The organism is Ectopseudomonas toyotomiensis, assembly GCF_017167985.1.
GTDB lineage: Bacteria > Pseudomonadota > Gammaproteobacteria > Pseudomonadales > Pseudomonadaceae > Aquipseudomonas > Aquipseudomonas toyotomiensis.
The window spans coordinates 4,460,685-4,483,673 of record NZ_CP070505.1; the positions used below are offsets into that span (position 1 = coordinate 4,460,685).

20 protein-coding genes are annotated in these 22,989 nt (G+C 64.2%); 6 read left to right on the forward strand and 14 right to left on the reverse strand.

What is annotated here, in order from left to right; genetic code table 11:
* Positions 1-9 precede the first annotated feature (9 nt).
* From JWV26_RS20635 to JWV26_RS20650, 4 genes are all read right to left on the reverse strand, one after another.
* Complete coding sequence (locus tag JWV26_RS20635; protein ID WP_206417703.1) at positions 10-2,436, reverse strand: TonB-dependent siderophore receptor; 2,427 nt, start codon at positions 2,434-2,436, stop codon at positions 10-12.
* Positions 2,437-2,516: 80 nt separating this feature from the next.
* Positions 2,517-3,476, reverse strand: a complete 960-nt coding sequence (locus tag JWV26_RS20640) for a FecR domain-containing protein (protein ID WP_206417704.1) — start codon at positions 3,474-3,476, stop codon at positions 2,517-2,519.
* Positions 3,473-3,997, reverse strand: a complete 525-nt coding sequence (locus tag JWV26_RS20645; RefSeq protein WP_206417705.1) for an RNA polymerase sigma factor — start codon at positions 3,995-3,997, stop codon at positions 3,473-3,475. Before JWV26_RS20645 ends, JWV26_RS20640 begins: the two co-directional genes overlap by 4 nt.
* A 200-nt stretch (positions 3,998-4,197) precedes the next feature.
* Positions 4,198-4,719, reverse strand: a complete 522-nt coding sequence (locus tag JWV26_RS20650; RefSeq protein ID WP_206417706.1) for a MarR family winged helix-turn-helix transcriptional regulator — start codon at positions 4,717-4,719, stop codon at positions 4,198-4,200.
* Positions 4,720-4,802: 83 nt separating this feature from the next.
* Here JWV26_RS20650 and JWV26_RS20655 point away from each other — a divergent pair, with 83 nt between their 5' ends.
* Both JWV26_RS20655 and JWV26_RS20660 read left to right on the forward strand, forming a co-directional pair.
* A complete protein-coding gene (locus tag JWV26_RS20655; protein WP_206417707.1) occupies positions 4,803-5,960 on the forward strand; it encodes an aminotransferase-like domain-containing protein in 1,158 nt (385 codons plus the stop codon).
* A gap of 118 nt (positions 5,961-6,078) precedes the next feature.
* A complete protein-coding gene (locus JWV26_RS20660; protein WP_206417708.1) occupies positions 6,079-6,681 on the forward strand; it encodes a glutathione S-transferase family protein in 603 nt (200 codons plus the stop codon).
* Here JWV26_RS20660 and JWV26_RS20665 read toward each other — a convergent pair whose 3' ends face one another.
* From JWV26_RS20665 to JWV26_RS20710, 10 genes are all read right to left on the reverse strand, one after another.
* Positions 6,682-7,251 (reverse strand): AraC family transcriptional regulator, encoded by a 570-nt coding sequence (locus JWV26_RS20665; RefSeq protein ID WP_072424772.1) that lies wholly within the window; start codon positions 7,249-7,251, stop codon positions 6,682-6,684.
* Between the two features lie 86 nt (positions 7,252-7,337).
* Complete coding sequence (locus JWV26_RS20670) at positions 7,338-7,979, reverse strand: response regulator (RefSeq protein ID WP_072424773.1); 642 nt, start codon at positions 7,977-7,979, stop codon at positions 7,338-7,340.
* Positions 7,976-10,966: a sensor histidine kinase gene (locus JWV26_RS20675; RefSeq protein WP_241201235.1), complete on the reverse strand. Its 2,991-nt coding sequence runs from the start codon at positions 10,964-10,966 to the stop codon at positions 7,976-7,978. The genes JWV26_RS20670 and JWV26_RS20675 overlap by 4 nt, the downstream gene beginning before the upstream one ends.
* A gap of 52 nt (positions 10,967-11,018) precedes the next feature.
* Positions 11,019-11,756 (reverse strand): alpha/beta fold hydrolase, encoded by a 738-nt coding sequence (locus tag JWV26_RS20680; protein WP_206417709.1) that lies wholly within the window; start codon positions 11,754-11,756, stop codon positions 11,019-11,021.
* Between the two features lie 44 nt (positions 11,757-11,800).
* Positions 11,801-13,405, reverse strand: a complete 1,605-nt coding sequence (locus tag JWV26_RS20685) for an MFS transporter (RefSeq protein WP_206417710.1) — start codon at positions 13,403-13,405, stop codon at positions 11,801-11,803.
* Positions 13,406-13,407: 2 nt separating this feature from the next.
* On the reverse strand, positions 13,408-14,712 hold the full coding sequence (locus tag JWV26_RS20690; protein ID WP_206417711.1) for an OprD family porin: 1,305 nt from the start codon (positions 14,710-14,712) through the stop codon (positions 13,408-13,410).
* A complete protein-coding gene (locus JWV26_RS20695; protein ID WP_420890279.1) occupies positions 14,691-16,673 on the reverse strand; it encodes an amidohydrolase in 1,983 nt (660 codons plus the stop codon). The genes JWV26_RS20690 and JWV26_RS20695 overlap by 22 nt, the downstream gene beginning before the upstream one ends.
* Positions 16,670-17,248: an antibiotic biosynthesis monooxygenase gene (locus tag JWV26_RS20700; protein ID WP_206417712.1), complete on the reverse strand. Its 579-nt coding sequence runs from the start codon at positions 17,246-17,248 to the stop codon at positions 16,670-16,672. The genes JWV26_RS20695 and JWV26_RS20700 overlap by 4 nt, the downstream gene beginning before the upstream one ends.
* Positions 17,249-17,345: 97 nt before the next feature.
* Positions 17,346-18,032, reverse strand: a complete 687-nt coding sequence (locus JWV26_RS20705; RefSeq protein ID WP_021489897.1) for a hydrolase — start codon at positions 18,030-18,032, stop codon at positions 17,346-17,348.
* A gap of 138 nt (positions 18,033-18,170) precedes the next feature.
* On the reverse strand, positions 18,171-19,148 hold the full coding sequence (locus JWV26_RS20710; protein WP_206417713.1) for an alpha/beta hydrolase: 978 nt from the start codon (positions 19,146-19,148) through the stop codon (positions 18,171-18,173).
* 163 nt (positions 19,149-19,311) lie between these two features.
* On the opposite strand from JWV26_RS20710, the gene arcD reads away from it, so the two are divergent.
* The 4 genes from arcD to JWV26_RS20730 all read left to right on the forward strand — a co-directional run bounded on the left by arcD (position 19,312) and on the right by JWV26_RS20730 (position 22,973).
* Positions 19,312-20,739 (forward strand): arginine-ornithine antiporter, encoded by a 1,428-nt coding sequence (gene arcD, locus JWV26_RS20715; protein WP_206417714.1) that lies wholly within the window; start codon positions 19,312-19,314, stop codon positions 20,737-20,739.
* A 68-nt stretch (positions 20,740-20,807) separates the two neighbouring features.
* Positions 20,808-21,212, forward strand: coding sequence for a hypothetical protein (locus tag JWV26_RS20720; RefSeq protein WP_206417715.1), 405 nt, complete (start codon positions 20,808-20,810; stop codon positions 21,210-21,212).
* 74 nt (positions 21,213-21,286) lie between these two features.
* Positions 21,287-21,586 carry a hypothetical protein gene (locus JWV26_RS20725; RefSeq protein WP_072424781.1) on the forward strand — a complete coding sequence of 100 codons (300 nt, stop codon included), beginning with the start codon at positions 21,287-21,289 and terminating at the stop codon, positions 21,584-21,586.
* On the forward strand, positions 21,573-22,973 hold the full coding sequence (locus JWV26_RS20730) for a TolC family protein (protein WP_206417716.1): 1,401 nt from the start codon (positions 21,573-21,575) through the stop codon (positions 22,971-22,973). The genes JWV26_RS20725 and JWV26_RS20730 overlap by 14 nt, the downstream gene beginning before the upstream one ends.
* The last annotated feature ends 16 nt before the right edge of the window (positions 22,974-22,989 follow it).

Consider the following 22,989-nt stretch of genomic DNA (forward strand, 5'->3'; position numbering starts at 1 on the left):
TTCAGCCTGTTACCACTTGTAGTCGAGGCTGGCTGTGACCCGGCGTGGGTCGCCGGCATAGCAGTAGAAACCATCGCAGGTGGCCAGGTATTCCTTGTCGAACAGGTTGTTGGCGTTGAGCGATACGCTGGCGCCACGCAGGCTTGCATCGAGCTGGCCGAGGTCGTAACGCACCGCGGCGTCGTAGACGGTATAGGCACTGCTGTGGCCGTCGGAAGGATCGCGTACAAAGCCCATGCTGCCGACGGCGATATTGTCGGTGGAGCCGACGAAGCGGGCGCCAAAACCGATGCCGAAACCCGCCAGCACACCCTGGTTCCAGTCATAGTCGGCCCAGATCGACGCCTGATGCTCGGGGATCAGCGGCAGGGCGCGGTTCTTGTCGCGCGGGTCACCGACCTCGGTCATCTTGCTGTTGGTGTAACTGTAGGAGGCGGTCAGGCTGAGGTTCTCGGTGACGTTACCGGTAGCCTCCAGCTCCAGGCCGCGTACCTCTACCTCGCTCACCGGCTCAGTGGCCCCGGCGATGTTGGTGGTCACGATGTTTTGCCGCGTCAGGTCATAGACGGCGGCGGTGAACAGCATATCGCTGCCCGGCGGTTGATACTTGATGCCCAGCTCGTACTGCTTGCCGGTGCTGGGTTTGAACGCCGCGCCGCCGTTGCCGCCTGCTTCGGCCTGGAAGGATTCGGCATAGGACACATAAGGCGTGAGGCCGGAATCGAACACGTAGCTCAGTGCCGCATTGCCGCTGAATTGGCTGTCGCGGCGGCTGTCCCTGGCATCGTTGGCGTTGTGGAACACCGAGTCGGTGTCCAAGCGATCCCAGCGGCCGCCTAGGGTCAGGCGCCAGGCGTCGAGTGCCATCTGGTCCTGCAGATAGAGGCCGGTGTTTCTGCGTTTCTGGTTGTAGTCCTGAAAGGCGCTGTAGGTGACGCCGCTGAAATCCTGGCCATAGATCGGGCGGATGATGTTGCTACTCGGCGCAGTACCGTACAGCCAGCGGTAATCGGTCTCGACGCGCAGGTAGTCGAGGCCCAGCAGCAGGGTGTGCGAGACCATGCCAGTGCTGAAGTCGGCTTGGGAGTTATTGTCCACGGCGAAATGGCTGATGTTCTCATCGTATATGTTGGCGCCGCGTTGAACGGTACCGTCAGGGCTGACTGCTTCATGGGGGCCGTTAGGCCAGTGCATACCACCAGCAGTAATGATCTGGTTATCCAGCTCAAGTTTGCTGTAGCGCAGGTTTTGGTTGAACTGCCAGGTATCGTTGATGCGGTGCTCGAAGGCGTAGCCCAGTGCATAGAAGGTCTTGTCGTAGAACTCCCAGTCAGGGTCGCCGAGGTTCTTGTTGTAGTCGACCTTGCCGGCCGGGGTGCTCAGCTTGGTGCCTTGCAGCGGCAGGAACTGGCTGGTGCCGCCGGTATCGTCACGGTTGAACTGGCCGAGGAAGGTCAGTTTGCTGTCGTCGGCAATGTTCCAGGTCAGGCTGGGCGCCAGGTTGAAACGCTGGTCGTCCATATGCTCGATAACGGTGCCACTGTCACGGCCGGTACCGCTGAAACGGTAGAGAAAGCGACCTTCATCGTCGATCTTGCCGGTGCTGTCGAAGCTGATCTGCTTGTGGTTGTAGTTACCAACTTGCACCTGCACTTCATGGCTGCTTTCGGCCTGCGGGCGGCGGCTGACGGCATCCACCAGGCCGCCTGGCGGGGTCTGGCCATACACTGCCGAGGCCGGGCCGCGCAGTACGGCGACGCGCTCCAGGTTCCAGGTTTCCAGTTTGGCCATGGTATAGCTGCCCTTGGGCAGTGGCAGGCCGTCGAGCATCTGGATCGGTTCGAAACCGCGAATTTTCATCCAGTCGGCGCGGCTGTCGCTGCCGTAGCTGCTGGCGATGACACCCGGCATATAGCGCACGGCGTCATCGAGGTTCTGCACCTTGCGGTCCTGCATCTGCTCGCGGGTGGCGACGGAGATTGAGCGTGGCGTTTCCAGCAACGGCGTGTCGGTCTTGGTGCCGGTCGCGGTGCGGTTGGCCAGATAACCACGGGTTGGGCCCCAGGCGGTCTCGGCGGCCTGTTCGCTGGCTGTCACGGTCACGTCCGGCAGTGCCATCGCTGCTTCTGCCGCAGGGGTTAGGCTGTAGGCGCCGCCACTGCCGCCTTGCAGTTGAAGGCCGGTGCCTCGCAGCGCCTGATTGAGGGCTTCGATGGCTTCGTAGTCGCCGCTGACCGGTGCCGAGTTCTTGCCCTCGGTCAGGGCCGGATCGATGCTCAGGGTCACGCCAGCCTGGCTGGCGATCTGATTGAGCGTGGCTGCCAGAGGACCGGAGGGCAGTTGGTAGACTTCAGCACGGGCCAGCCCGGCATGGCCGGCAAAGGCGATGGTCAGGGCCAACAGCGTGTGGCGGAAGGGGGCAGGGCGGAAGGACATTGCGAACGTCTCCTAAGAGTTAATGTATCTCAATGTCCTTTTGCCGAATCAGGAAAGAAAAATGACAGGGCCGGAGAAAATTATTTTTCTGCCGGCACCACACGAGTCCACCAAGGGCCCAATTGCTCGGTACGCACGGGCAGGCTCAGCGCCAAAGCGGCCAGCGCCTTGTCGCTGTCGTGCAGTGGGAAGCTGCCGCTGATACGCAGCCCGGCCAGGCTCGGATCGAGGCTCAGATAGCCACTGCGGTATTCGCCGAGCTGATCGATCAGACGCTGCAAGGGCAGGTCGTCCGCCACCAGCATGCCGCGACTCCAGGCGTCGGCACCGATGGGTGCTGGGTGGCTGTCGCTGAGGTGCTGGCGGTCCATGAGCACCTGTTCGCCGCTGTGGATGATGCGTTCCTGCGAGCCGGCCAGCGGCCTGGCAGCGACCGCTGACTGCAGCACGATCAGTTCGGTCGCAGTACCTTCGCGCCGGACCAGGAAGCGCGTCCCCAAGGCCCGCAGTCGTCCCTGCTCCGTTTCGACGATGAAGGGGCGGGTATCGCCCTTGGCGGTCTGAACCAGAATTTCGCCGCTGCGCAGGTGCAGGCGTCGTTCGTTGTCGTCGAATTCGATATCCAGCGCACTGCGGCTGTTGAGACGCACCTGGCTGCGGTCGGCGAGCAGCAGGTCGCGTTGTTCTCCGCTGGCGGTATGGTAGTCGGCGAGGTAGTCGCCAAGCGGGCGCTGCTGAGCCAGCAGCACCAGCGTTATGCCCGTGGCCAGAAGCAGACCCAGGGCGCTACCGCCAAGGCGGCGCAGGCTGCGGCGACGGCTGACGCTGCTCTGCAACAGGGCGCGTCGCGCCATCGGCGTGCTGGCGGCAGAAAGCTGCTGGTCGATACCGCCGAGGCGCCGCCAGGCCAGGTCATGCTCCGGGTGCGCGGCCAGCCAGTCGGCGAAGTCGTGGCGTTGCTGCTCGCTGGCTTCGCCTGAGTCCAGGCACAGCTGCCAGGCGATGGCCTCATCGAGCACGCGAGCCGAGACCTGGCTCATTGCGGCGCTCCGTACAGCGCGATGTAGCACTGGCGCAGGCCCTGGGCGAGGTATTGACGCACGCGTGACGGGGACACACCAAGGCGCTCGGCGATCTCGGCATGACCGAGGCCATCCAGACGGTTATAGAGGAACGCTGCGCGTGCCTTGCTCGACAGCTGGCCGAGCAGGCGATCGATCTCGGCCAGTTGCTCCAGGGCCAGGGCCTGTTCTTCCGGGCTGGGTTGCACGGCTTCAGGAGCCAGCGCGAGTTCTTCCAGATAGGCACGCTCCAGCGCATGGCGGCGAAACTGGTCGACCAACAGCCCCTTGGCGATGGTGGTGAGCAGGGCTCTGGGCTCGCGCGGACTGTGCAGGTCGGCGCGACCGAGCAGGCGGACGAAGGTGTCCTGGCTCAGGTCTTCGGCGCGCTGCGCGCAGTTCAGGCTTTTGCGCAGCCAGCCGAACAGCCAGTCACGGTGATCGCGATAAAGCACACCGACCAGCTGCTGATTGCTGAAATCCTGAACCGACACGCGCACCTCGCGAGATCTAAGTTAAGGTGATAATGATTCGCATATGATTGCAGAGGTCGTGTCAGGGTGCAATCACGCTTTGGCGTGGCATGACCGGTGGCGCGGGGAATGGAAAGGCAGGCTGAATCGGTAGGAGCGAGCTCTGCTCGCGAACAAGAGGGTTCGCGAGCAGAGCTCGCTCCTACGAGGGCTAGTGACGAGGACGCCTAGGTGCGTTCCTGGCGGCTACGTGCCAGGGCGTGATTGACTTCCAGCCAACCCTGCACGGCCTCTTCGCCCATCTCGCCGAACACGCGCTGTAGCAGGCGTGCTTGTTCGCGCCGCAGGGCCTGTTCCAGCTTGGCGCCTTCGGTGGTGAAGCCGAGCACACGCTTGCGCTTGTCGTCCGCGGCAGCCTCGCTCTGCACTAGATTCATCTCGATCAGCTGGCGCAACGGCATGTTCAGCGCCTGCTTGCTCACGCCCAGGTAACCCAGCAGCTCGGTCATGTTCAGGCCCGGGTACTTGGCGATGAAGAACAGAATGCGGTGATGCACGCGTGACAGGCCGCGCTTGGCGAGCATCTCGTCGGGCTTGGCAGTGAAGGCCTGGTAGCCGAAGAAGAAGGCTTCCATGGCGGCCTGCTGAGCGGCGGAATTCTTGATGACGTGCGCCCCATGACGGCCAGCCTGCGTGCCCTCGGCGGGCAACGTCAAAAACTTCTCGGAGAAATTTTTTAGGTCAGTCATATTGACGTATCTCTGGTCGGCGGCGTAGTTTCGGTCAAGCAGTTTGACTTAATTCCAATGACTTTTGCACCCCAGGACACCCCATGGCCTTCTCCGAACGCATCGCCCGCCTGAAAAGCTCCCTGATCCGTGAAATTCTTGCCGCGGCGCAGCGTCCGGAAGTGATGTCCTTTGCCGGTGGCCTGCCGGCCGAGCCGATGCTGCCGAAGGTGGACTGGGCCAAGATGCCGGCGAGCATGGGCCAGTACGGCATGAGCGAGGGCGAGCCGGCGTTGCGCGAGGCTATCGCTGCCGAAGCGCGCGCCCTGGGTGTGCCCTGCGATGCCAGCCAGGTGCTGATCGTCAGCGGCTCGCAGCAGACCCTGGACTTGGCGTCCAAGCTGTTCATCGATCCGGGCACCGAAGTGCTGCTCGAAGCGCCGACTTACCTGGCTGCCCTGCAGGCCTTTCAACTGTTCGGCGCCGACTGCATCAGCGTACCGCAAGAGGCCGACGGCCCTGAGCTGGCGGCTCTGCGTCAGCGTCTGGAGAATCACAAGCCGGCGTTCGCCTACCTGATCCCGACCTTCCAGAATCCGTCCGGCACCCGTTACAGCGAAGCCAAGCGTGAAGCCGTGGCGGCCCTGCTCGACGAGTTCGGCGTTACCCTGATCGAGGACGAGCCGTACCGCGAGCTGGTGTTCGATGCCGGTAGCGCCACCCCCATCGTCAGCCGCCTGCAGAAGGCCAGCTGGATCTACACCGGTACCGTTTCCAAGACGCTGCTGCCAGGCCTGCGTGTCGGCTACCTGATCGCCACCAAGGACCTGTACCCGCATCTGCTGCGCCTGAAACAGTCGGCCGACCTGCACACCAACCGCATCGGTCAGTGGCAGGCGCTGCAGTGGTTGGGCAGCGAGCAGTACCGCGGTCACCTGGCCGAGCTGCGTGACTTCTACCGCATTCGCCGCGACGCCATGCAGACGGCGCTGCTGGAGCACTTCGGCGATCTGGCCGAGTGGGAAATCCCTCAGGGTGGCCTGTTCTTCTGGCTGACCCTGAAGCAGCCGCTCGACACCCGCACGCTGCTCGACGCGGCGCTGGCGCAGAACGTCGCCTTCATGCCGGGCGAGCCGTTCTTCATCGATCCGGACGCTAACCCAGGCCACCTGCGACTGAATTTCAGCCATGTGGCGCCGGAGCGTCTGGGTGAGGGGCTGCGCCGGCTGGCGGCGGTTATCCGTGACGCGCAGGGTGCGTGATTGATTGGTTTCTGTGGGAGCGGCTTCAGCCGCGAATTTCCCGGGCGTAGTAGTTCCTACAGAAGCGGGGGCAATTGGCGGCGAGCATGCCGCGAGGATTGATAGGGAGGGCAACGCGATGTTCAAGGTCTACGGTGATTACCGCTCGGGCAACTGCTACAAGGTCAAGCTGATGCTGCATCTGCTCGGTAAACCCTACGAGTGGGTGCCGATCGACATTCTCAAGGGCGAGACGCAGAGCGAAGCCTTTCTGGTCAAGAACCCCAACGGCAAGATCCCGGTGCTGGAACTGGACGACGGCACGTGCCTGTGGGAGTCCAACGCCATCCTCAACTACCTCGCCGATGGCAGCGAGTTCCTGCCCAGCGAGCCGCGCTTGCGCACCCAGGTGCTGCAGTGGCAGTTCTTCGAGCAGTACAGCCATGAGCCCTACGTTGCGGTTGCGCGTTTCATCCAGCTCTATCAGGGCATGCCCGAGGAACGCCGCGAGGAGCACGCGCGCTGCCTGAAGCTCGGCTACAAGGCCCTGAAGGTGATGGAGAAGCAGCTCGAACGCACGCCCTATCTGGTCGGCGAGCATTACTCCATCGCCGATATCGCTCTGTATGCCTACACACACGTGGCTCACGAGGGCGGCTTCAGCCTCGAAGCCTTTCCGGCGGTTCGCGCCTGGCTCGATCGGGTCGCCAGTCATCCACGCCACGTGACCATGCTCGGCTGATCACGGCTCGGCGATGGCCTGCGTCCGAGAGGCGCAGCGCTGCCGCCATATCAAGGGGCTCAATCCGGTCTCGCGGCGAAAGGTGCGGGTGAAATGCGACTGGTCGCAGAAGCCGTGGGCGTGGGCGATCTGCGTCAATGGCTGGTCGGTGGCCAGCATCATCTCCCTGGCTGCTTCGATGCGTTTGCGTGCCACGTAGGCCAGTGGTGTGATGCCGAAGGTCTGTTTGAATACATGGGAAAAATGGCTGCTGCTCAGTTTGAGTTGGGCGGCCAGATCGCAGGTACGAATGGCAGCGGCCAGGTTGTCGCTGATGTACTGATCCAGGCGTCGCGTCTGCCAGCGTGTCAGACCGTTTGTGCAATGACGAATGCCACACTGCTTGCTGGCGTTGACTTGGCGTAGCAGCGTCATGGCCTGCTCGACATGCACGTAGGCGCTTTGCGTGTCCTCCAGCAGCTGCGTTTCAGCCTCCGCGAGCAAGGCAGCGATACGGTCCAGCAGCTGCGGGTCTGGCCTGGCCTGGTGCAAGCAGGGCGTAATTGCCTGAAGTTCGCCGAACGAGCCCATTGCCAGCCTCCTTATCTCATTGGTTGTAAAGCATGCGCGGCGCAGTCGGCGGCGCACAGCTCACAAGGAGGGGAAGGGTGACAACACTAAAGTGGGGTGCCGATCTCCAGCACGCCGCGCTGCACGGCGATGGCCACTGCATGGGTGCGATTGTTGGCGCGGAGTTTGTCCATGATCAGGCGCATATGGCCTTTGACCGTGTCTTCGGTGATACGCAGTTGCAGCGCAATATCGCGATTCGAGTAACCCAGAGCTGCTGCCTGCAGAACCTCCACTTCACGTGGGGTGAGGCACTGCTGGCCAATGTGCTGAGCCAGATCGGCGGCGATCTCGGGCGGAATATGGCGTTTACCAGCGGCCAGACTGCGAATGGTCTCCACCAGCTCCTTGCGCAGTGTGCTTTTCAGCAGATAGGCCTGCGCGCCAGCCTGGATAGCATGCAGCGCACGTACGTCACCGCGGTAGGTAGTGAGGATGGCGATGCGCGCATCCGGGCATTCGCCGCGAATCGCCAGGATGCTGTCGATGCCGTTCATATGGGGCATCTGCAGGTCCATCAGGGTGACGTCGGGCCGTAGCTGCCGAAAACATTCCAGTGCTTCGCGACCATCGCTGGCCTCGCCGACCAGATCGATATCCGCCTGCCCGGCGAGTACGGCAGCGATGCCCTCGCGCAGCAGAGGGTGGTCATCGGCGACCAGCACACGGATGGGGTTGGCAGCGGTCATGACTGCGAGCTCCTGATCAATCGTTTCCAGTTTAGCCAGCGCCGAGCGCGAGGGGGCGACTGGCGATAGGCCAACGGTCCGGCCAGGGTCAGCCTTACATGGCAGCCGTGGCCGGGGGCGCTGTCGATATTAAGTGTGCCGCCAATCTTGGTGGCGCGTTCATACATGCCTTTCAGACCCCAGTGATCGACCGGCTCTGCGCCCAGCAGGTACTCGGCCAGAAGGCCGCGGCCATCGTCGCTAACGTGCAGTGAAAACTGCCGGGGATGGTAATCCAGCTGTACGCGCACATGACGAGCCCTGGCATGACGAAAGGCATTGCTGACCGCCTCGCGGGCGAGTTGGCTGAGCTCGTCATGTACCACCGGGTGGAGGGAGCAGGGTGTGCCTGCGATCTCGACCCGATACTCGATATCGGCATGTTCGTGCAATTGATCGAGCTCGCGCAGCGTTTGCGGCAAGTCGTTCGACGCCTCCTGTGCGTGGCGCAGGTTGCGCACCCGCTCACGACCTTCGGCGATCACCTGATCGGCACGATCCAGGGCATTCTCCAGTTTGCCTCGCGCCGGTTGATCGCCTGGCAGACTGTCTGCAGCGGCCTGCACGTGGAGCATCAGCCCCTGCACCCCTTGCAGCAAGGTGTCGTGTAGCTCGCGGGCGATGCGCTCACGCTCGTCGTGGCGTTCTTCCAGGCGTGTGCGCAGGCGTTCGGCTGCGCGCTGCATGTTATTGCGATAGAGCAGATGCAGGATCAGCAGCATGACCAGCGCCACGCTCAGGATGAACAGCGGATGACGGTAGAACACCTGGTCGATGCTGAAGCTGAGTTCGGCATCCTGCTCGCTGGCCACGCCATTCTGATTGAGCGCGCGTACGCGAAAGCGATAGTCGCCGGCGGGCAGGCCGGTATAGGTCGCCTCACGCTGGCGTCCGGCGGAGTGCCATTCGCTGTCGAAACCATCGAGACGATAGAGAAAATGCAGTCCCTCCGGTGCGGACAGGCTCAGGGCACCGTAGTGGATGACCAGGCGTTTGCTGTCTGCGGGCAGGGTTGCTGGCGTTTGCAAGGAGATGGTCGCACCGTCAGCCAGTAACGAGTCGATACGCACCTTGGGCGGCTTGTAACTATGAATCTCCCGATCCGGACTCAAGCCGGCCACGCCGTTGCGGGTGACGAACCACAGGCGACCATCACTGCTGCGCACCGCTGTTGGCAGAGCGAGCACCTGGTGCGGGTCGTTGGCGAGCCCGCCTTGCAGATCGTAGGTACGGTAATGGATATGGTGCTTGGGATTGTTCAGCGCCTTTTCGATTTCTGCGGCCGGTAACTGAAAGACGCCACCTTTGCCGTGCAGCCAGAGATCTTCGCCCCGAGGACCGGTAACCGGGATGATCGCGTAGAGATTGTCGAACAGCCCACTCTCACTCAGCGGCAGGTGCTGGAAACGCTTGCCATCGAAGCGCGCCAGGCCGCGTTGGCCACCGAACCAGCTGTGCTCCTGCGAATGGGCCATCGCGGTCACGTGGCCAATATCCAGCCCATCAGCGCTCCCCCAATGGCGTTCGCCCTGGTCGTCATGACTGACGATCAGGTTGTTGCGATAGCCGAACCAGCGCCTGCCATCAGGGGCGAGGGCAGAGCTCACCGGCATCAGTTGCGCTGGATCGTCGCTAGGGGCGGGAAGCTGTTGCCAGTCGCCATCGCGCAGCACATAGAGGCCCTGTCGGTTGAGCGACAGCCAGAGCGCGCCCTGATCGTCGATCAGCAATGTGCGCACCGAGGAGTCCAGATCACGCTCGACCGGCAGGACGGAGACTTTTTCTACCTGTTCACCAGTGCTGCGCCAGATTCCCTCGGAGCCGGCCAGCCATACCGAGCCGCCAGGGTCTTTGCTGATCGCGCTGATCGGTGTACGCAGCGGCAGCTTGTGCAAACCCTGTGCATCCAGGCGCATGAGCGGCAGGTTGCTGCTGGCCGCCCAGAGATTGCCGGCGTCATCGGCTGCAATTGCCAGGTTATTCGCCTGGGGCGGAAAACCTGCAGGGCGCAGAGGGCGTTCGCGCAGTCGATCAAGCCCGTTCTGCGTGCCGATCCACAGACTACCTTCGCTGTCTTCCAGCAGCGGCCAGGCGAAGTTGGAGCTAAGACCATCACGTGACGAAAGCCGCTCGATATCATCGAAGCTGCCGCTGCCATGCTCGTTGGGTTTGGCCACGTGTAGCAGACCGCCGCCAGCGGTGCTCAGCCAGAGGCAACCATGCCGGTCAAACAGCATGGCGTTGGCTCCTTCTCCAAGGGCTATATGGGTCGCCTGCAGTTGCGGCTGATCGATCTTTACCCGCAGCAGACTCTCGCGGTCGCGCTCGATCAACCACAGTGCACCGTCGGCAGCTTGCGCGATCTGCCGAGTACGTTGGCTGCGTACGCCGGTGTCGTGCAGCTTCTGGGCGCCAGGGAGCAGCACGTAAAGCCTTTGTTCATCGGCCACCCAGAGACGGTCACTGCTGTCGACGAAGACGCTGTAGGCATTCTCGCCGACAAAACCGTCTGCGATACCCAGTTGCTGCCAGCGTTTGCCATCGAAACGCATCAGGCCGTCGTTGGCTGCAGCCCAGATGCTGCCGTCTGCCGTCTGCGCCAAGGCGTAGATCACGCCGCGGGCCAGATCGAAGCTGCTGGGGTGTTCCTCCACCGATGCGATCAGGTGAACGCCACCGTTGCGCAGGCCGACCCAAAGCCCGGCGTCGCTGGCCAGCAGGCTGGACACGATGCCCAGTTCATGACCAGCGGGCGTGCGATATCGGGTGAAATCGAAGCCGTCGAAGCGATACAGAGAGTCGTGAGTGCCCAGCCACAGGTAGCCGTCCCGGGCTTCGGCCAAAGCGCCGATCTGGCTGGGGCTGTCGTCGTTGAGCGTCCAGCGCCGATGTTCCAGTTGCTGCTCCAGAGCACTTCTGTCGGCCAGCGCGGCAGCGCTGAAAAGCACCAGGCATAACAGGCTTGCCAGGACGCCGAGGCGAGCTTGTGGGGTGTTTGATTTAAAAACGTCCAACTTGGTTCTGAACCCATTCGATGCTGTAGTCGGCAATTCTTTCCCAACCGGGTTCGGCGATCAGCCAGTGGCTGTAGCCGGGGAACTGCTTGAAGCTGGTGATGGCTGACGAGCCTCGGTGGCGACGATAAAGGACGGCCACTACGTTGGCGCGAACGATGTGGGAACTGCCTGCAGCCAGCAGCAGCAGAGGTGCACGTTCGCCGTTGGTGAAATCGACGGTGCTACCGATGCCCAGCGCAGCCTCGACGAACACCCGGCCAGGCGCCGGAACGATGTGGCGCGCATAGGCGGCGCTTTGCTCTGCAGGTGTCAGCGTTTGCGCCATATTGCGCGCGAAATACTGCGGTGTCATGTACAGAAGGTCACGCCAACCCACCCAGGGCAACAACCATGGCCAGGTGCTATACAAACCCAGCAAACCGGCGCGCGGTGGTAGTGGGTCGATGGCGATGCCGGCCTGACCCAGGCCGCGGTCGAGCAGCAACTGCACCAGCAGGCCTCCGAGGTCATGGCCAATCAGTAGCGGCGGCTGCTCCAGGCTGCGTACCAGTGTTTCGTAGTGGGCGAGGAGGGCGCTGATGCCGGGTTGGCGACCACCTTTGGCAACCGGCCAAGGCGGCGCCGTGCAGCAATAACCGCAGGCGCTGAAGCGTCTCTGAAATGGCTCCCAGATCGCTGGTGTGAGCCAGGTGCCGTGAATGAACAGGGCGTGACGAGGCATGTTGCACTCAACCTGTCACGCCCTGGTTCGGGCAGCTGCCGTCCTCAGGGGGTGGCATGGAGCACATCCTTGGCTGGCATCAGAAAATGCTCGATATGCACGGGCACGTCCGGGCTCTGGAAATGCCTGGCAGCAGCCTCGATGCGTTGCTCGGCGCGCGTTACCCGACCGTGATGACGCAGGTGTTCGAGCCAGGACTCATCGAAGAAGAACTCCTGCCAGTGCCGTGGATTCTCGCTGTTCTGTACCAGCCCCCAGGAGAACGCACCGTTGCGTCTGCGCATGCGGGCGACCTCGGCCATCGCCTGACGGAAGTCGGCCGCATGCTCCGGAGCGATGTCGTACTGCAGGGTGACCATCACCGGGCCGCGTTCCAGATCGGCTTCGTCAGCCAGGATCGGCGCTGGCCAATGCAGCGATGGGGCGAGATCTTCGCTTTCGGTTACCGGCAGTGGGAAGTGCAGCGTCAGCAGCAAGCCCAGCGCCAGGCAACCAGCCGCGGCCAACAGCGCGACGGAAATCGACGCCTGGCTGGCGACATAACCCCAGATTGCACCACCAGCGGCCATGCTGCCGAAGAACACCAGGATATACACCGACAGCGCGCGGGCTCTCACCCAATCCGGCACCGAGGTCTGCGCGCTGACTTGCAGGCTCGACAGTACGGCGATCCACGCCGCGCCGCTGAGCAGCATCACCGGTAGCAGCACGGCGAAGTCACGCACCCATGCCAGGGCCAGCAGCACCAGTGCGTAAAGCACGCTGGCAATGGCCACCAGTTTGTTGACGCTGATGCGCTCACGCAGTTTGGGCAGCAGCATGGCGCCAAGTACTGCGCCGATACCAACGCTACCCAGAAGCAGGCCAAAGTCGCTGGCGCTGCCCTGCAGCTCGCCGCGCACGATCAACGGCAGCAACGACATGCCGGCGCTGGCGCCGACGAAGAACGCCGCCGCGCGCACCAGCACCGCCTGCAGCGGTTTTGATGCGCGGCTATAGCGCCAGCCGGCGCGCATGGCACCCAGCAGGCGCTCGGCCGGGAAGGCCGCAACCTGGCGCTCGCGCTTCCAGGTCAGCAGCACCGCCATCACCGCGAAGAACGACAGGGCATTGAGGGCGAAGGTCGCCCAGGGACCGCTCAAGCTGACCAGTACCCCGGCGATTGCCGGGCCGAGTGCGCGGGCGACATTGATGCCGAGGCTCGACAGGGCGATGGCCGAGGGCAGGTCGCGCTTGCTTACCAGCTCCGGCGTCAGCGCCGACCAGGCCGGCATCATCAAGGCGGTACCGACGCCCATGGCCAGGGTCATACCCAGCAGCAGCCAGACCGTGGTCAGCCCGAGCAGGGTAAGCACGGCCAGCAGCGTCGCCACCGCCGCCATCCACAGCTGCACGCCGAGCAGATAGCGGCGCTTGTCGACGATATCGGCCATGGCCCCGGCCGGCAGCGCCAAAAGGAACATCGGCGCGGAGCCGGCGACCTGTACTAGTGCCACGTGCATGGGGTTGGCCGACAGGCTGGTCATCAGCCAGCCGGCACCAACTTCATGCATCCAGGTGCCGATGTTCGAGGCGATGCTGGCCAGCCACAGCCAGCGGAAGGTGACGTGGTTGAGTGCGCCCCAAGGAGATGGTTTTGCGGTGGGCATGATCAGAACAGGCCTTGTAATGGGTATTCGAGGGTGATGTAGAGCCGGTCGATGTCGGGCAAATTCTGGGAGTTGTTGCCGCGGTGGCTGACATGGGCCAGGCTCATTCGCAGGCCTTTAGCCGAGCCGTGCTGTACCGTGTAACGCAGATCGATGTCACGTTCCCAGTGGCGGCCACCTGAAGCTGTTCTGTTCGATGCGTAGGCACCATCGGCAGGAGCGCGTGAACTGTCGATGCCGTGCCCGCGGATGTAGCGTGCCATTAGGTTCAGCCCGGTAATGCCGAATGCAGCGAAGTCCAGATCGTAACGGGCCTGCCAGGAGCGTTCCTGGGCGCCATTGAAGTCGGCGTACTTGACCGAGTTCGCCAGGTAGATCGAGTCACCACCGACAAAGTCAAAGGGCGTGTCGCCATTGACTCGCTGATAGGCGACGGTGAACTTCTGCGCGCCAAGTTGATAGCGCGTCAGCAGGCTGTAGGCCAGGGTATCAATGGCGCCTGCACGGGCCGCACCCTGGTCGTGGGTACGGTACAGATTGGTGTCCAAGGTCCAGTGACCGCGCTGGACTTTCAGATTCAGATATCCCTGGCGCCAGGTGTCCTCCAACTGCGCTGCATAGAGTGCGGCGCTGATGTCCTGGCTATCGAGCAGGCGAACACCGGCAAGCGTCATGGCGGCCCCCTGAGTCGAGGCACCTACGCCGCTGAAGTCGTCATGGGAAGAGCTGCCGTTCTGGTTCTTGAATCGTGTGAAACGCCCTGCCTGGAGCAACAGGCTGGGTGACAGCGTGCTGTCGAGCATCACTCCAGTGGCGTATTCCGGTTGCAGGCGCTTGTCGCCGGTATCGAATACCGGTGTCTCGACCGTCATTTCGCCATAGCGCAGCAGGTGGTTGCCAGCGCGTAGTTTGAGGGCACCGCCGGCGGAGGCGTAGCCATGGCTGCGCCCCCGGGAGTCGACCGGCAACAAGCCGGTGCCGGCACGGCCGCGGCCACCGTCGAGCTTGATGCCGACGAAGCCATGCACATCGATGCCCAGCCCGACCGAACCTTCCGTGAAGCCAGAACGGAGGTTGCCGATGAAGCCTTGTGCCCATTCCTGCTGATAGCTTGGCCCTCCAGTGCCAGAGTTATCGCGCAGGTCGTTGTTCAGGAAGTAGTTGCGCAGCAGCAAGTCCCATCTACCGTTCTCGTCGGTGACGTTTGCAATGGCCTGACCGCCGCTGCCCACCAGGATTGCTCCCAGCAGCCAGCTCGTGGGAGCTGACCGCAGGCTGGCCAGGTTCAGAAGGCGAAGCACGAACATCCGAAGGCACCCCAAAAGCCCTGGTGGTCGCTCACCGGTATGCTGCTGCGACGTGCGCGGTCATGCTGGTGGGCATGCACCGCGCAGGCGCCGATGCACTGGTGGATGCTGGCAGCCATGGGCGCCGCTGCCGGCTTCCAGTGCCCTGGCACCATGGCCACCGGCGACCAGTCCGGCAGTACCGGCAGCGTCGGCGGGGCGAGCTTGTCGAACTCGCCGGTACCATGTACGACCTTGCCGCCGACGACCGTGAGTACCGATTCCAGCCACTTGATCTGCTCTTCCTCGATGCTGAAGAAGTCCGCGCTCAAGGCCACCAGGTCGGCCAGTTGCCCCACCTTGATCTGGCCCTTCTTGCCCTGTTCGCTGGAGAACCAGGCGCTGCCGTGGGTGAACAGTTGCAGTGCGGTGGCGCGTGACAGTCCCTGCGGAGTGAGCGTAGTACCGCCAACGGTTTTGCCGCTGACCAGCCAGTACAGCGCCGTCCAGGGGTTGTAGCTGGCCACGCGAGTGGCGTCGGTGCCGCCGCCGACTGGCACGCCTTCGGCCAGCATGCGCTGAATCGGCGGGGTAGCTTCTGCGGCTTTGGCGCCGTAGCGGTCGATGAAGTACTCACCCTGGAAGGCCATGCGGTGCTGGATGGCGATACCGCCGCCGAGCGCGCGTACGCGCTCGATATTGCGTGGGCTGATGGTCTCGGCGTGGTCGAACAGCCAGGGCAGGCCGTTGAACGGCATGTCGCGGTCGACCTTCTCGAACACGTCGAGCATGCGCGAGATGGACTCGTCATAGGTGGCGTGCAGGCGGAATGGCCAGCGCTGCTCGACCAGATGACGCACCACCGGCTCCAGATCGGCCTCCATGCTCGGTGCGAGGTCCGGGCGCGGCTGGACAAAGTCCTCGAAGTCGGCGGCAGAGAACACCAGCATTTCACCGGCGCCGTTATGGCGGAGGAAATCATCGCCCTGGTGCAGCTTGACGCTGCTGGTCCAGTTCTTGAAATCGGTCAGCTCTTCCTTGGGCTTCTGGGTGAACAGGTTGTAGGCGATGCGCACGGTGAGCTGATCCTTGTCGGCCAGCTCCTGGATCACCTGGTAGTCGTCCGGGTAGTTCTGGTAGCCGCCACCGGCGTCGATGGCGCTGGTCACGCCCAGGCGGTTGAGCTCGCGCATGAACTGGCGGGTGGAGTTGACCTGATACTCCAACGGCAGCTTCGGCCCCTTGGCCAGGGTGGCGTAGAGAATCAGTGCATTGGGTCGGGCGATCAGCATACCGGTGGGCTCGCCGCTGGCATCGCGCTGGATCTCGCCGCCGGGCGGGTTCGGTGTGTTCTTGTCGTAGCCCACGGCGCGCAATGCCGCGCGGTTGAGCAGGGCGCGGTCGTAGAGGTGGAGGACGAACACCGGGGTGTCGGGCGCTGCCTTGTTCAGCTCATCCAGGGTCGGTAGCCGTTTCTCGGCGAACTGGAACTCGGTCCAGCCACCGACCACGCGCACCCACTGCGGCGTCGGCGTGCGGTCGGCCTGGTCCTTGAGCATGCGCAGGGCGTCGGCCAGCGACGGCACGCCTTCCCAGCGCAGCTCCAGGTTGTAGTTGAGGCCGCCACGGATCAGGTGCAGGTGCGAGTCGTTGAGGCCGGGAATGACGGTGCGTTTCTGCAGGTCGATGACGCGGGTAGCATCGCCGCGCAGGGCCATGGCCTCGGCATCGCTGCCGACGGCGACGAAGCGCCCGTCCTTGATGGCTACGGCGCTGGCCTGGGGTTTTTCGCGGTCGACCGTGTGCAGGCGACCGTTGTAGAGAATGAGATCGGCGCTCATGTTGCCTCCTGATGAACTGACGGAAGAGTCGCTGGCCATGGCCGTGAAGGGCAGGGCTGACCACAATGCCCCGGCCGCGCCAAGGACGCTGCTGGTGGCGAGAAAGTGGCGGCGTTTCGGGTCGGAGGGGTCCTGGCTCATGATCGATCCTCGTCTACGGTTGGGTTCAGCCAGGCGGCGAACAGTCGCGTGGCCATGGGCATGAACAGGTACACCACGAGCAGGACGATGCTCAGGGTGATCACGACGTTGCTCGGCAGGTAACCGCCGAGCCAGGGAATACGGTGGAACAGCGGTTGCCAGAGCAACGGCACCAGCAGGCTCAGCGGCAGGATCACCAGGAAGGTGACGCAGGCCTGTTTCCAGCGGGGCGGTGGCGCCTGCGCGCTTTCCGGCATGAACCAGAATTCCTTGTTCTCGGCGATTTCCAGCTGATCGCCTGCGCGCAGCAGTGGCTCGACTTCGGCTATCAACTGACGTCGTTGTTCCGATTCGATCCAGTTCTGCAACTGTTGCAGACTGGCGAAGCGCAGCACGCAGGTGAATTGCGCCACGCAGGGCTGACGGCTGCGTACCACGTCCACGCCGAGGTGGCCGGGGCATTGGCTGGCGGTGGCGATGATGCGCCGCAACCAGGCCTCGTAATGTGGCACGTGGCTGGGGCGAACCTGATGGCGCACCACCAGGGTGACGGTTTCCGCTTGCGTCTCGCTCATGCTGGAGACTCTGCTCGAGGCCTTGGTCTTGTCGATCCAGCGGCGCGCACCGATGCGCGCCACTGGTCGAGTCGGGGGCGTTTCCGCCGTCATTGGCTCAGATGGGCGCCGCGACCGGGGCCAGGGTCGGGCCGTGCTCGACACGCTCAGGCGCCTTGTGGACCATGGTGTAGGCGTAGTCGACGCCCATGCCGTAGGCACCGGAGTGCTCCTTGACCAGCGCCATGACGGCGTCGTAGGTGTCGCGGTTCTTCCAGTCGCGTTGCCATTCCAGCAGCACCTGTTGCCAGGTCACCGGCACCACGCCGGCCTGGATCATGCGCTGCATGGAGTAGTCGTGGGCGGCCTGCGAGGTGCCGCCGGAGGCGTCGGCGACCATGTAGATCTCGTAGCCGGCGTCGTGCATGGCGGAGAGGGCGAAGGTGGTGTTGCACACCTCGGTCCACAGACCGGAGACGATGACCTTGTTGCGGCCGTTCTTCTTCAGCGCGTCGCGAACCTTCTGGTCATCCCAGGAGTTCATCGAGGTGCGCTCCAGCAGCGGCGCGTCGGGGAATACGGCGAGTAGTTCGGGATAGGTGTGGCCGGAGAAGCTCTCGGTCTCGACCGTGGTGATGATGGTCGGCACGTTGAAGATCTTGGCCGCCTTGGCCAGGCCCACGGTGTTGTTCTTCAGGGTTTGCCGATCGATGCTCTGCACGCCGAAGGCCATTTGCGGCTGTTGGTCGATGAAGATCAACTGGCTGTTGTGCGGGGTCAGGACTTCGGTTTTTGGATTGCTCATAGCGGTTACCTGTTGGTGGGGCGGTGGACGATGCACGCATCCCGTCGGCCGTTGCCGTCGAGAAGGCGAAAGGACTATTGCAGAGCGGCCGCCACCTGGATTGGATGTAACTGCGATTCTGGTATTGGGCTGTGGCGCTCAGGCCAGGTGTTCGCGTAACGCCGCACCAGCCTGCTGCATGGCAGTGCGCACCGCAGGCACCTCGGCGATCACGTTGAGCAGGCCATAGTCATGGATCATGCCGTTGTAGCGCACCGCGCTGACCGCGATTCCGGCCGCGCCCAGGCGGCGGGCGTAGGCTTCGCCTTCGTCGCGCAGCACGTCCATCTCGGCGGTCTGCACCAGTGCTGGCGGCAGGCCTTTGAGTTGTTCCAGGCTGGCGCGCAGTGGCGAGGCGTGGATCTCGTTACGCTGCTTCGGGTCGGTCGTGTAGTTGTCCCAGAACCACTCCATCATGCCGCGGGTGAGGAAGTGGCCTTCGGCGAACTGGTTGTAGGAGGCGTTGTTGAAGCTGGCGTCGGTCACCGGCCACAGCAGCAGCTGAAAACGCAGCTTCGGCGTGCCAGCCTCTTTCGCCTTGATGGCGACCACCGCCGCCATATTGCCGCCGACACTGTTGCCGGCCACTGCCAGGCGCGAGGCATCGACACCGATCTGGCTGCCATTGGCGGCCACCCATTGGGTTGCAGCAAAGGCCTGGTTGATCGCAGTCGGGTATTTCGCTTCGGGCGAGGGGGTGTAGTCGACGTAGACTGCCGCGGCGCCGGAATGCACCACCAGGTCGCGGATCAGCCGTGCGTGGGTGGGATAGTCGCCCAGCACCCAGCCACCACCGTGGAAGAATATGAAACCCGGCAGGTTGCCCTGGCTGCCCGCCGGACGCACCACCACCAGCTTGAGCGTCTGGCCGGCAGCCTCGATGCTGTGTTCACGGGTTTCCACGGCCGAAAGATCGACCTCGACCGAGGCTTGCGCGCCCACCAGCACGGCGCGGGCTTCCGCAGGCGATAGCCGTTCCAGGGGCGTGCCACCACCGGCGGCCAGGGCTTCGAGAAAGGATTGCGTGTTGCGTTCGACGCCGGGACTGCCGGCGCCCAGGTTGGGGGAAGGCTGCATGGCGATGTACCTCATGATGGCTGAAGGAGCTGTAGCGCTACTGCGTCGGGCATCTTCTGCCCTTGCGGTCGATCCGGCTTGTACCGGCCTGCCGTTTTGGCATCAGGCTGCTGCCGGGCTGCTAGAGTGAGAGCGGAGTCGCTGGCGTCCGCACGAGGTGGGCATGACAGGGAAAAGCCGAAAGTTGGGCCTGGGGGCGCTGACCGCACTGGTGGTGGGCTCGATGGTCGGCGGCGGGATCTTCTCGCTGCCGCAGAACATCGCCGCGCGGGCCGATGTCGGCGCGGTGCTGATCGGCTGGGGCATCACCGCTATGGGCATGCTGGCGCTGGCTTTCGTGTTCCAGAACCTGGCCAACCGCAAGCCGCAGCTCGATGGCGGGGTGTACGTCTACGCCAAGGCGGGCCTCGGCGATTACATGGGTTTTTCCTCGGCCTGGGGCTACTGGATCAGCGCCTGGCTGGGCAATGTCGGCTACTTCGTCCTGCTGTTCTCCACCCTCGGTTATTTCTTCCCGGCCTTCGGCCAGGGCAACACGCCGCTGGCCATCGCCTGCGCCTCGGGGTTGCTGTGGTGCGTGCACGCCCTGGTGCTGCGCGGCATCAAGGAAGCGGCGCTGATCAACCTGATCACCACCGTGGCCAAACTGGTGCCGATCCTGCTGTTCATCGTCATCGTCGGCCTGGCCTTCGACCGCGACATCTTCACCCGTGACATCTGGGGCCGCAGCAACCCGCAGTTCGGCGGCGTGCTGGAGCAGGTGCGCAACATGATGCTGGTCACCGTGTTCGTGTTTATCGGTATCGAAGGGGCGAGCGTGTACTCGTCGCGTGCCGAGCGCCGCCGCGATGTGGGCAAGGCCACGGTGATCGGTTTTCTCGGTGTGCTGGCGCTGCTGATGCTGGTCAACCTGCTGTCGCTGGGGGTGATGACCCAGCCCGAGCTGGCGGCGCTGCAGAACCCGTCCATGGCCGGAGTGCTGGAGCATGTGGTAGGGCGTTGGGGGGCGGTGCTGATCAGCATCGGCCTGGCGGTGTCGCTGCTTGGTGCGCTGCTGTCCTGGGCGCTGCTGTGCGCAGAAATCCTCTTCGTCTCCGCCAAGGACGGCACCATGCCGGTCTTCCTGCGCAAGGAGAACGCCAACCAGGTGCCGGTCAACGCGCTGTGGCTGACCAACGGCATGATCCAGCTGTTTCTGCTGATCACCCTGTTTTCCCAGGGCACCTATCTGTCGCTGATCTACCTGGCCTCGTCGATGATTCTGGTGCCCTACCTGTGGTCGGCGGTCTATGCGCTGTTGCTGGCGCTGCGCGGTGAAACCTACGAAGGCCAGGCCGGGCTGCGCCGCAAGGATCTAGCCGTCGGCCTGCTGGCGGTGGGCTACGCGATCTGGCTGCTGTATGCCGGCGGGGTCAAGTACCTGCTGCTATCGGCGCTGCTCTACGCGCCGGGCGCGCTGCTGTTTCGCCAGGCCAAGCGCGAGCAGGGGCACGTGCTGTTCACCCGCTACGAATGGCCGATCTTCGCCGCCGTGTTGCTGACCGCCGTGCTGGCCGGCTATGGCCTGTATGCCGGGCATCTGAGCTTGTAGCGCTGGACAAAGCGGCCAGCGCGCGGATAATCCGCCCCATCGCCCTCTGACTCTGGCTTCGCCACCCCATGCGCAAAACCCTGCGTACCGCCCTGATCTGGATGCTGATGCTGGCCCTGCCGGCACAGGCCATGGCGGCGCTCGGCATGCAGTTGTGCGAGCAGGTGCATCGCAGTGGCGCTCTGCAGATCAGCGCCAGTCAGCACGGCGAGCAAGGTATGCACCACGACATGGCGGCCGACAGCGCACATGGTGTACATCAGGACGCCGCCCCGGTGGCCAGCAGCGAGGCTCCCGCCGATGGCAGCCTCTGCACCCTGTGCGCCTTCTGCGTCGGTGTCGCCGCGCCCAGCCAGCCATTTCTGAATGACTCTGCCCTGCAAACCGTCGAGCCGGCTACAGCCTGGCCCGACCGCCTTATCGTCGGCGTGGCCGACACGCCCGAACGCCCCCCGCGTCTTTCTCTCGCCTGAGCCCCTTAGGTAGCGCCGTCCTGCGGCGCCTGTAGCTCACGCGGCCGCCTGGCCGCCGTACGCGAGAACACATCATGACTTTGCAATTCCCTGCCGGATGGCTGCTGGGCATCGCTACCCTGGCGCTGCCCGGCATCCTGATGGCGGCCCAGCCCGATCCGCTGGACCCCAACGCCGCCGTGCCGGCGCAGGATTACCGTTCCCCTCTGCAAGACTACCGCGCCCAGGCCGACGAGCCGTTGCAGGATTGGCGCGCGGCCAACGATCTGGTCGGCCGTATCGGCGGCTGGCGCACCTACAGCATGGAAGGCTGGGAGCAGCCGGCCGAGCAGGGCGCCGAGCCCGTCGAGGGAGGTGGCCATGACCACCATTAAACCCGCCGTACTGCTCTGCGCCGCGTTGCTGCTGGCCGGCTGCGCCGGCTTCAGCCAGGACGGCGGCTTCGACCCGGTGCAGCAAAGCGCCGAGCGCCAGCTGGACAAGCAACTGCTGTGGGCTCGCGACGAAGCAGGGCGCAGCCAAATCGAGGTGCGGGTCGCCGAGCTGCTGGCCGAACCCCTGAGCCTGGACGCCGCGGTGCAGCTGGCGCTGCTCAACAATCGCGGCCTGCAGGCGTCTTTCGACGAGTTGGGCATCGGCGAGGCCGAGCGCGTGCAGGCCGGGCGCCTGCCCAATCCCGGCTTCTCCTACGGGCGTCTGGAAAAGGGCAGCGAGGTCGAATACGAGCGCGGCCTGCACCTGAATCTGGCGCGGCTGATCGCCCTACCGCTGACCTCGCGCCTGGAAGGTCGGCGCTTCGAGCAGCTGCAGCGGCAGACCAGCCTGGCGGTGTTCGACCTGGCCAGCGAGACGCGCAAGGCCTGGTACCAGGCGGTCGCCGCCGAGGAGAGCCTGGTCTACGCGCGGCAGGTGCTGGACGCCGCCGAAGCCGGCGCCGAGCTGGCCCGGCGCATGGCCGCGGTGGGCAACTTCAGCAAGCTGCAGCAGGCCGAGCAGCAGAACTTCTACGCCGAGGCCGGCATCGGTCTGTTGCAGGCCGAACAGGCGCGGGTGCGCAGCCGCGAGCAGCTGACCCGTCTGCTCGGCCTGTGGGGCGAGCAGCTCGACTACCGCCTGCCCGAACGCCTGCCGGCGTTGCCGAAAACCGCGGACGAGTTGCCGGACGTAGAGCGCCTGGCCATGAACCAGCGCCAGGACATCCAGGCCGTGCGCCTGGATGCCGAGCGCCTGGCGCAGAACCTCGGCCTGACCCGCACCACGCGTTTCATCAACGTGCTGGAGCTGGGCGTGGTCAACAACCGCTCCAACGAGGAGCCGACCCAGCGCGGCTACGAGATCAGCGTCGAGCTGCCGCTGTTCGACTGGAGCGGTGCCAAGGTGGCGCGGGCCGAGGCGCAGTATCGTCAGGCGCTCAACCGCGCCGCCGAGACGGCGATCAACGCCCGCTCGCAGGTGCGCGAGGCCTACCACGCCTACCGCAACGCCTTCGAGCTGGCGCAGCACTACCGCACCGAGGTGCTGCCGCTACGTCAGCGCATCGCCGAGGAAAACCTGCTGCGCTACAACGGCATGTTCATCAGCACCTTCGACCTGCTCGCCGATGCGCGCCGCCAGGTGCAGGCGGTGGACGGCTACCTGCAGGCGCAACGTGCCTTCTGGCTGGCGCGCGCCGACCTCGACATGGCCCTGTTGGGCGCGCCCAATCCCTCGCTCGGCGCGGCGCCTGCCGCTGCTGCCGAGCCGGCCGCTGCCGGCCACTGAACAAGGAATTTCCCAG

Excerpts from the sequence above, each read along its gene's own strand:
- JWV26_RS20635 (WP_206417703.1), bottom strand. The coding sequence starts at position 2,436 with ATGTCCTTCCGCCCTGCCCCCTTCCGCCACACGCTGTTGGCCCTGACC.
- JWV26_RS20640 (WP_206417704.1), bottom strand. The coding sequence starts at position 3,476 with ATGAGCCAGGTCTCGGCTCGCGTGCTCGATGAGGCCATCGCCTGGCAG.
- JWV26_RS20650 (WP_206417706.1), bottom strand. The coding sequence starts at position 4,719 with ATGACTGACCTAAAAAATTTCTCCGAGAAGTTTTTGACGTTGCCCGCC.
- JWV26_RS20655 (WP_206417707.1), top strand. The coding sequence starts at position 4,803 with ATGGCCTTCTCCGAACGCATCGCCCGCCTGAAAAGCTCCCTGATCCGT.
- JWV26_RS20660 (WP_206417708.1), top strand. The coding sequence starts at position 6,079 with ATGTTCAAGGTCTACGGTGATTACCGCTCGGGCAACTGCTACAAGGTC.
- JWV26_RS20665 (WP_072424772.1), bottom strand. The coding sequence starts at position 7,251 with ATGGGCTCGTTCGGCGAACTTCAGGCAATTACGCCCTGCTTGCACCAG.
- JWV26_RS20670 (WP_072424773.1), bottom strand. The coding sequence starts at position 7,979 with ATGACCGCTGCCAACCCCATCCGTGTGCTGGTCGCCGATGACCACCCT.
- JWV26_RS20680 (WP_206417709.1), bottom strand. The coding sequence starts at position 11,756 with ATGCCTCGTCACGCCCTGTTCATTCACGGCACCTGGCTCACACCAGCG.
- JWV26_RS20685 (WP_206417710.1), bottom strand. The coding sequence starts at position 13,405 with ATGCCCACCGCAAAACCATCTCCTTGGGGCGCACTCAACCACGTCACC.
- JWV26_RS20690 (WP_206417711.1), bottom strand. The coding sequence starts at position 14,712 with ATGTTCGTGCTTCGCCTTCTGAACCTGGCCAGCCTGCGGTCAGCTCCC.
- JWV26_RS20695 (WP_420890279.1), bottom strand. The coding sequence starts at position 16,673 with ATGAGCCAGGACCCCTCCGACCCGAAACGCCGCCACTTTCTCGCCACC.
- JWV26_RS20700 (WP_206417712.1), bottom strand. The coding sequence starts at position 17,248 with ATGAGCGAGACGCAAGCGGAAACCGTCACCCTGGTGGTGCGCCATCAG.
- JWV26_RS20705 (WP_021489897.1), bottom strand. The coding sequence starts at position 18,032 with ATGAGCAATCCAAAAACCGAAGTCCTGACCCCGCACAACAGCCAGTTG.
- JWV26_RS20710 (WP_206417713.1), bottom strand. The coding sequence starts at position 19,148 with ATGCAGCCTTCCCCCAACCTGGGCGCCGGCAGTCCCGGCGTCGAACGC.
- arcD (WP_206417714.1), top strand. The coding sequence starts at position 19,312 with ATGACAGGGAAAAGCCGAAAGTTGGGCCTGGGGGCGCTGACCGCACTG.
- JWV26_RS20720 (WP_206417715.1), top strand. The coding sequence starts at position 20,808 with ATGCGCAAAACCCTGCGTACCGCCCTGATCTGGATGCTGATGCTGGCC.
- JWV26_RS20725 (WP_072424781.1), top strand. The coding sequence starts at position 21,287 with ATGACTTTGCAATTCCCTGCCGGATGGCTGCTGGGCATCGCTACCCTG.
- JWV26_RS20730 (WP_206417716.1), top strand. The coding sequence starts at position 21,573 with ATGACCACCATTAAACCCGCCGTACTGCTCTGCGCCGCGTTGCTGCTG.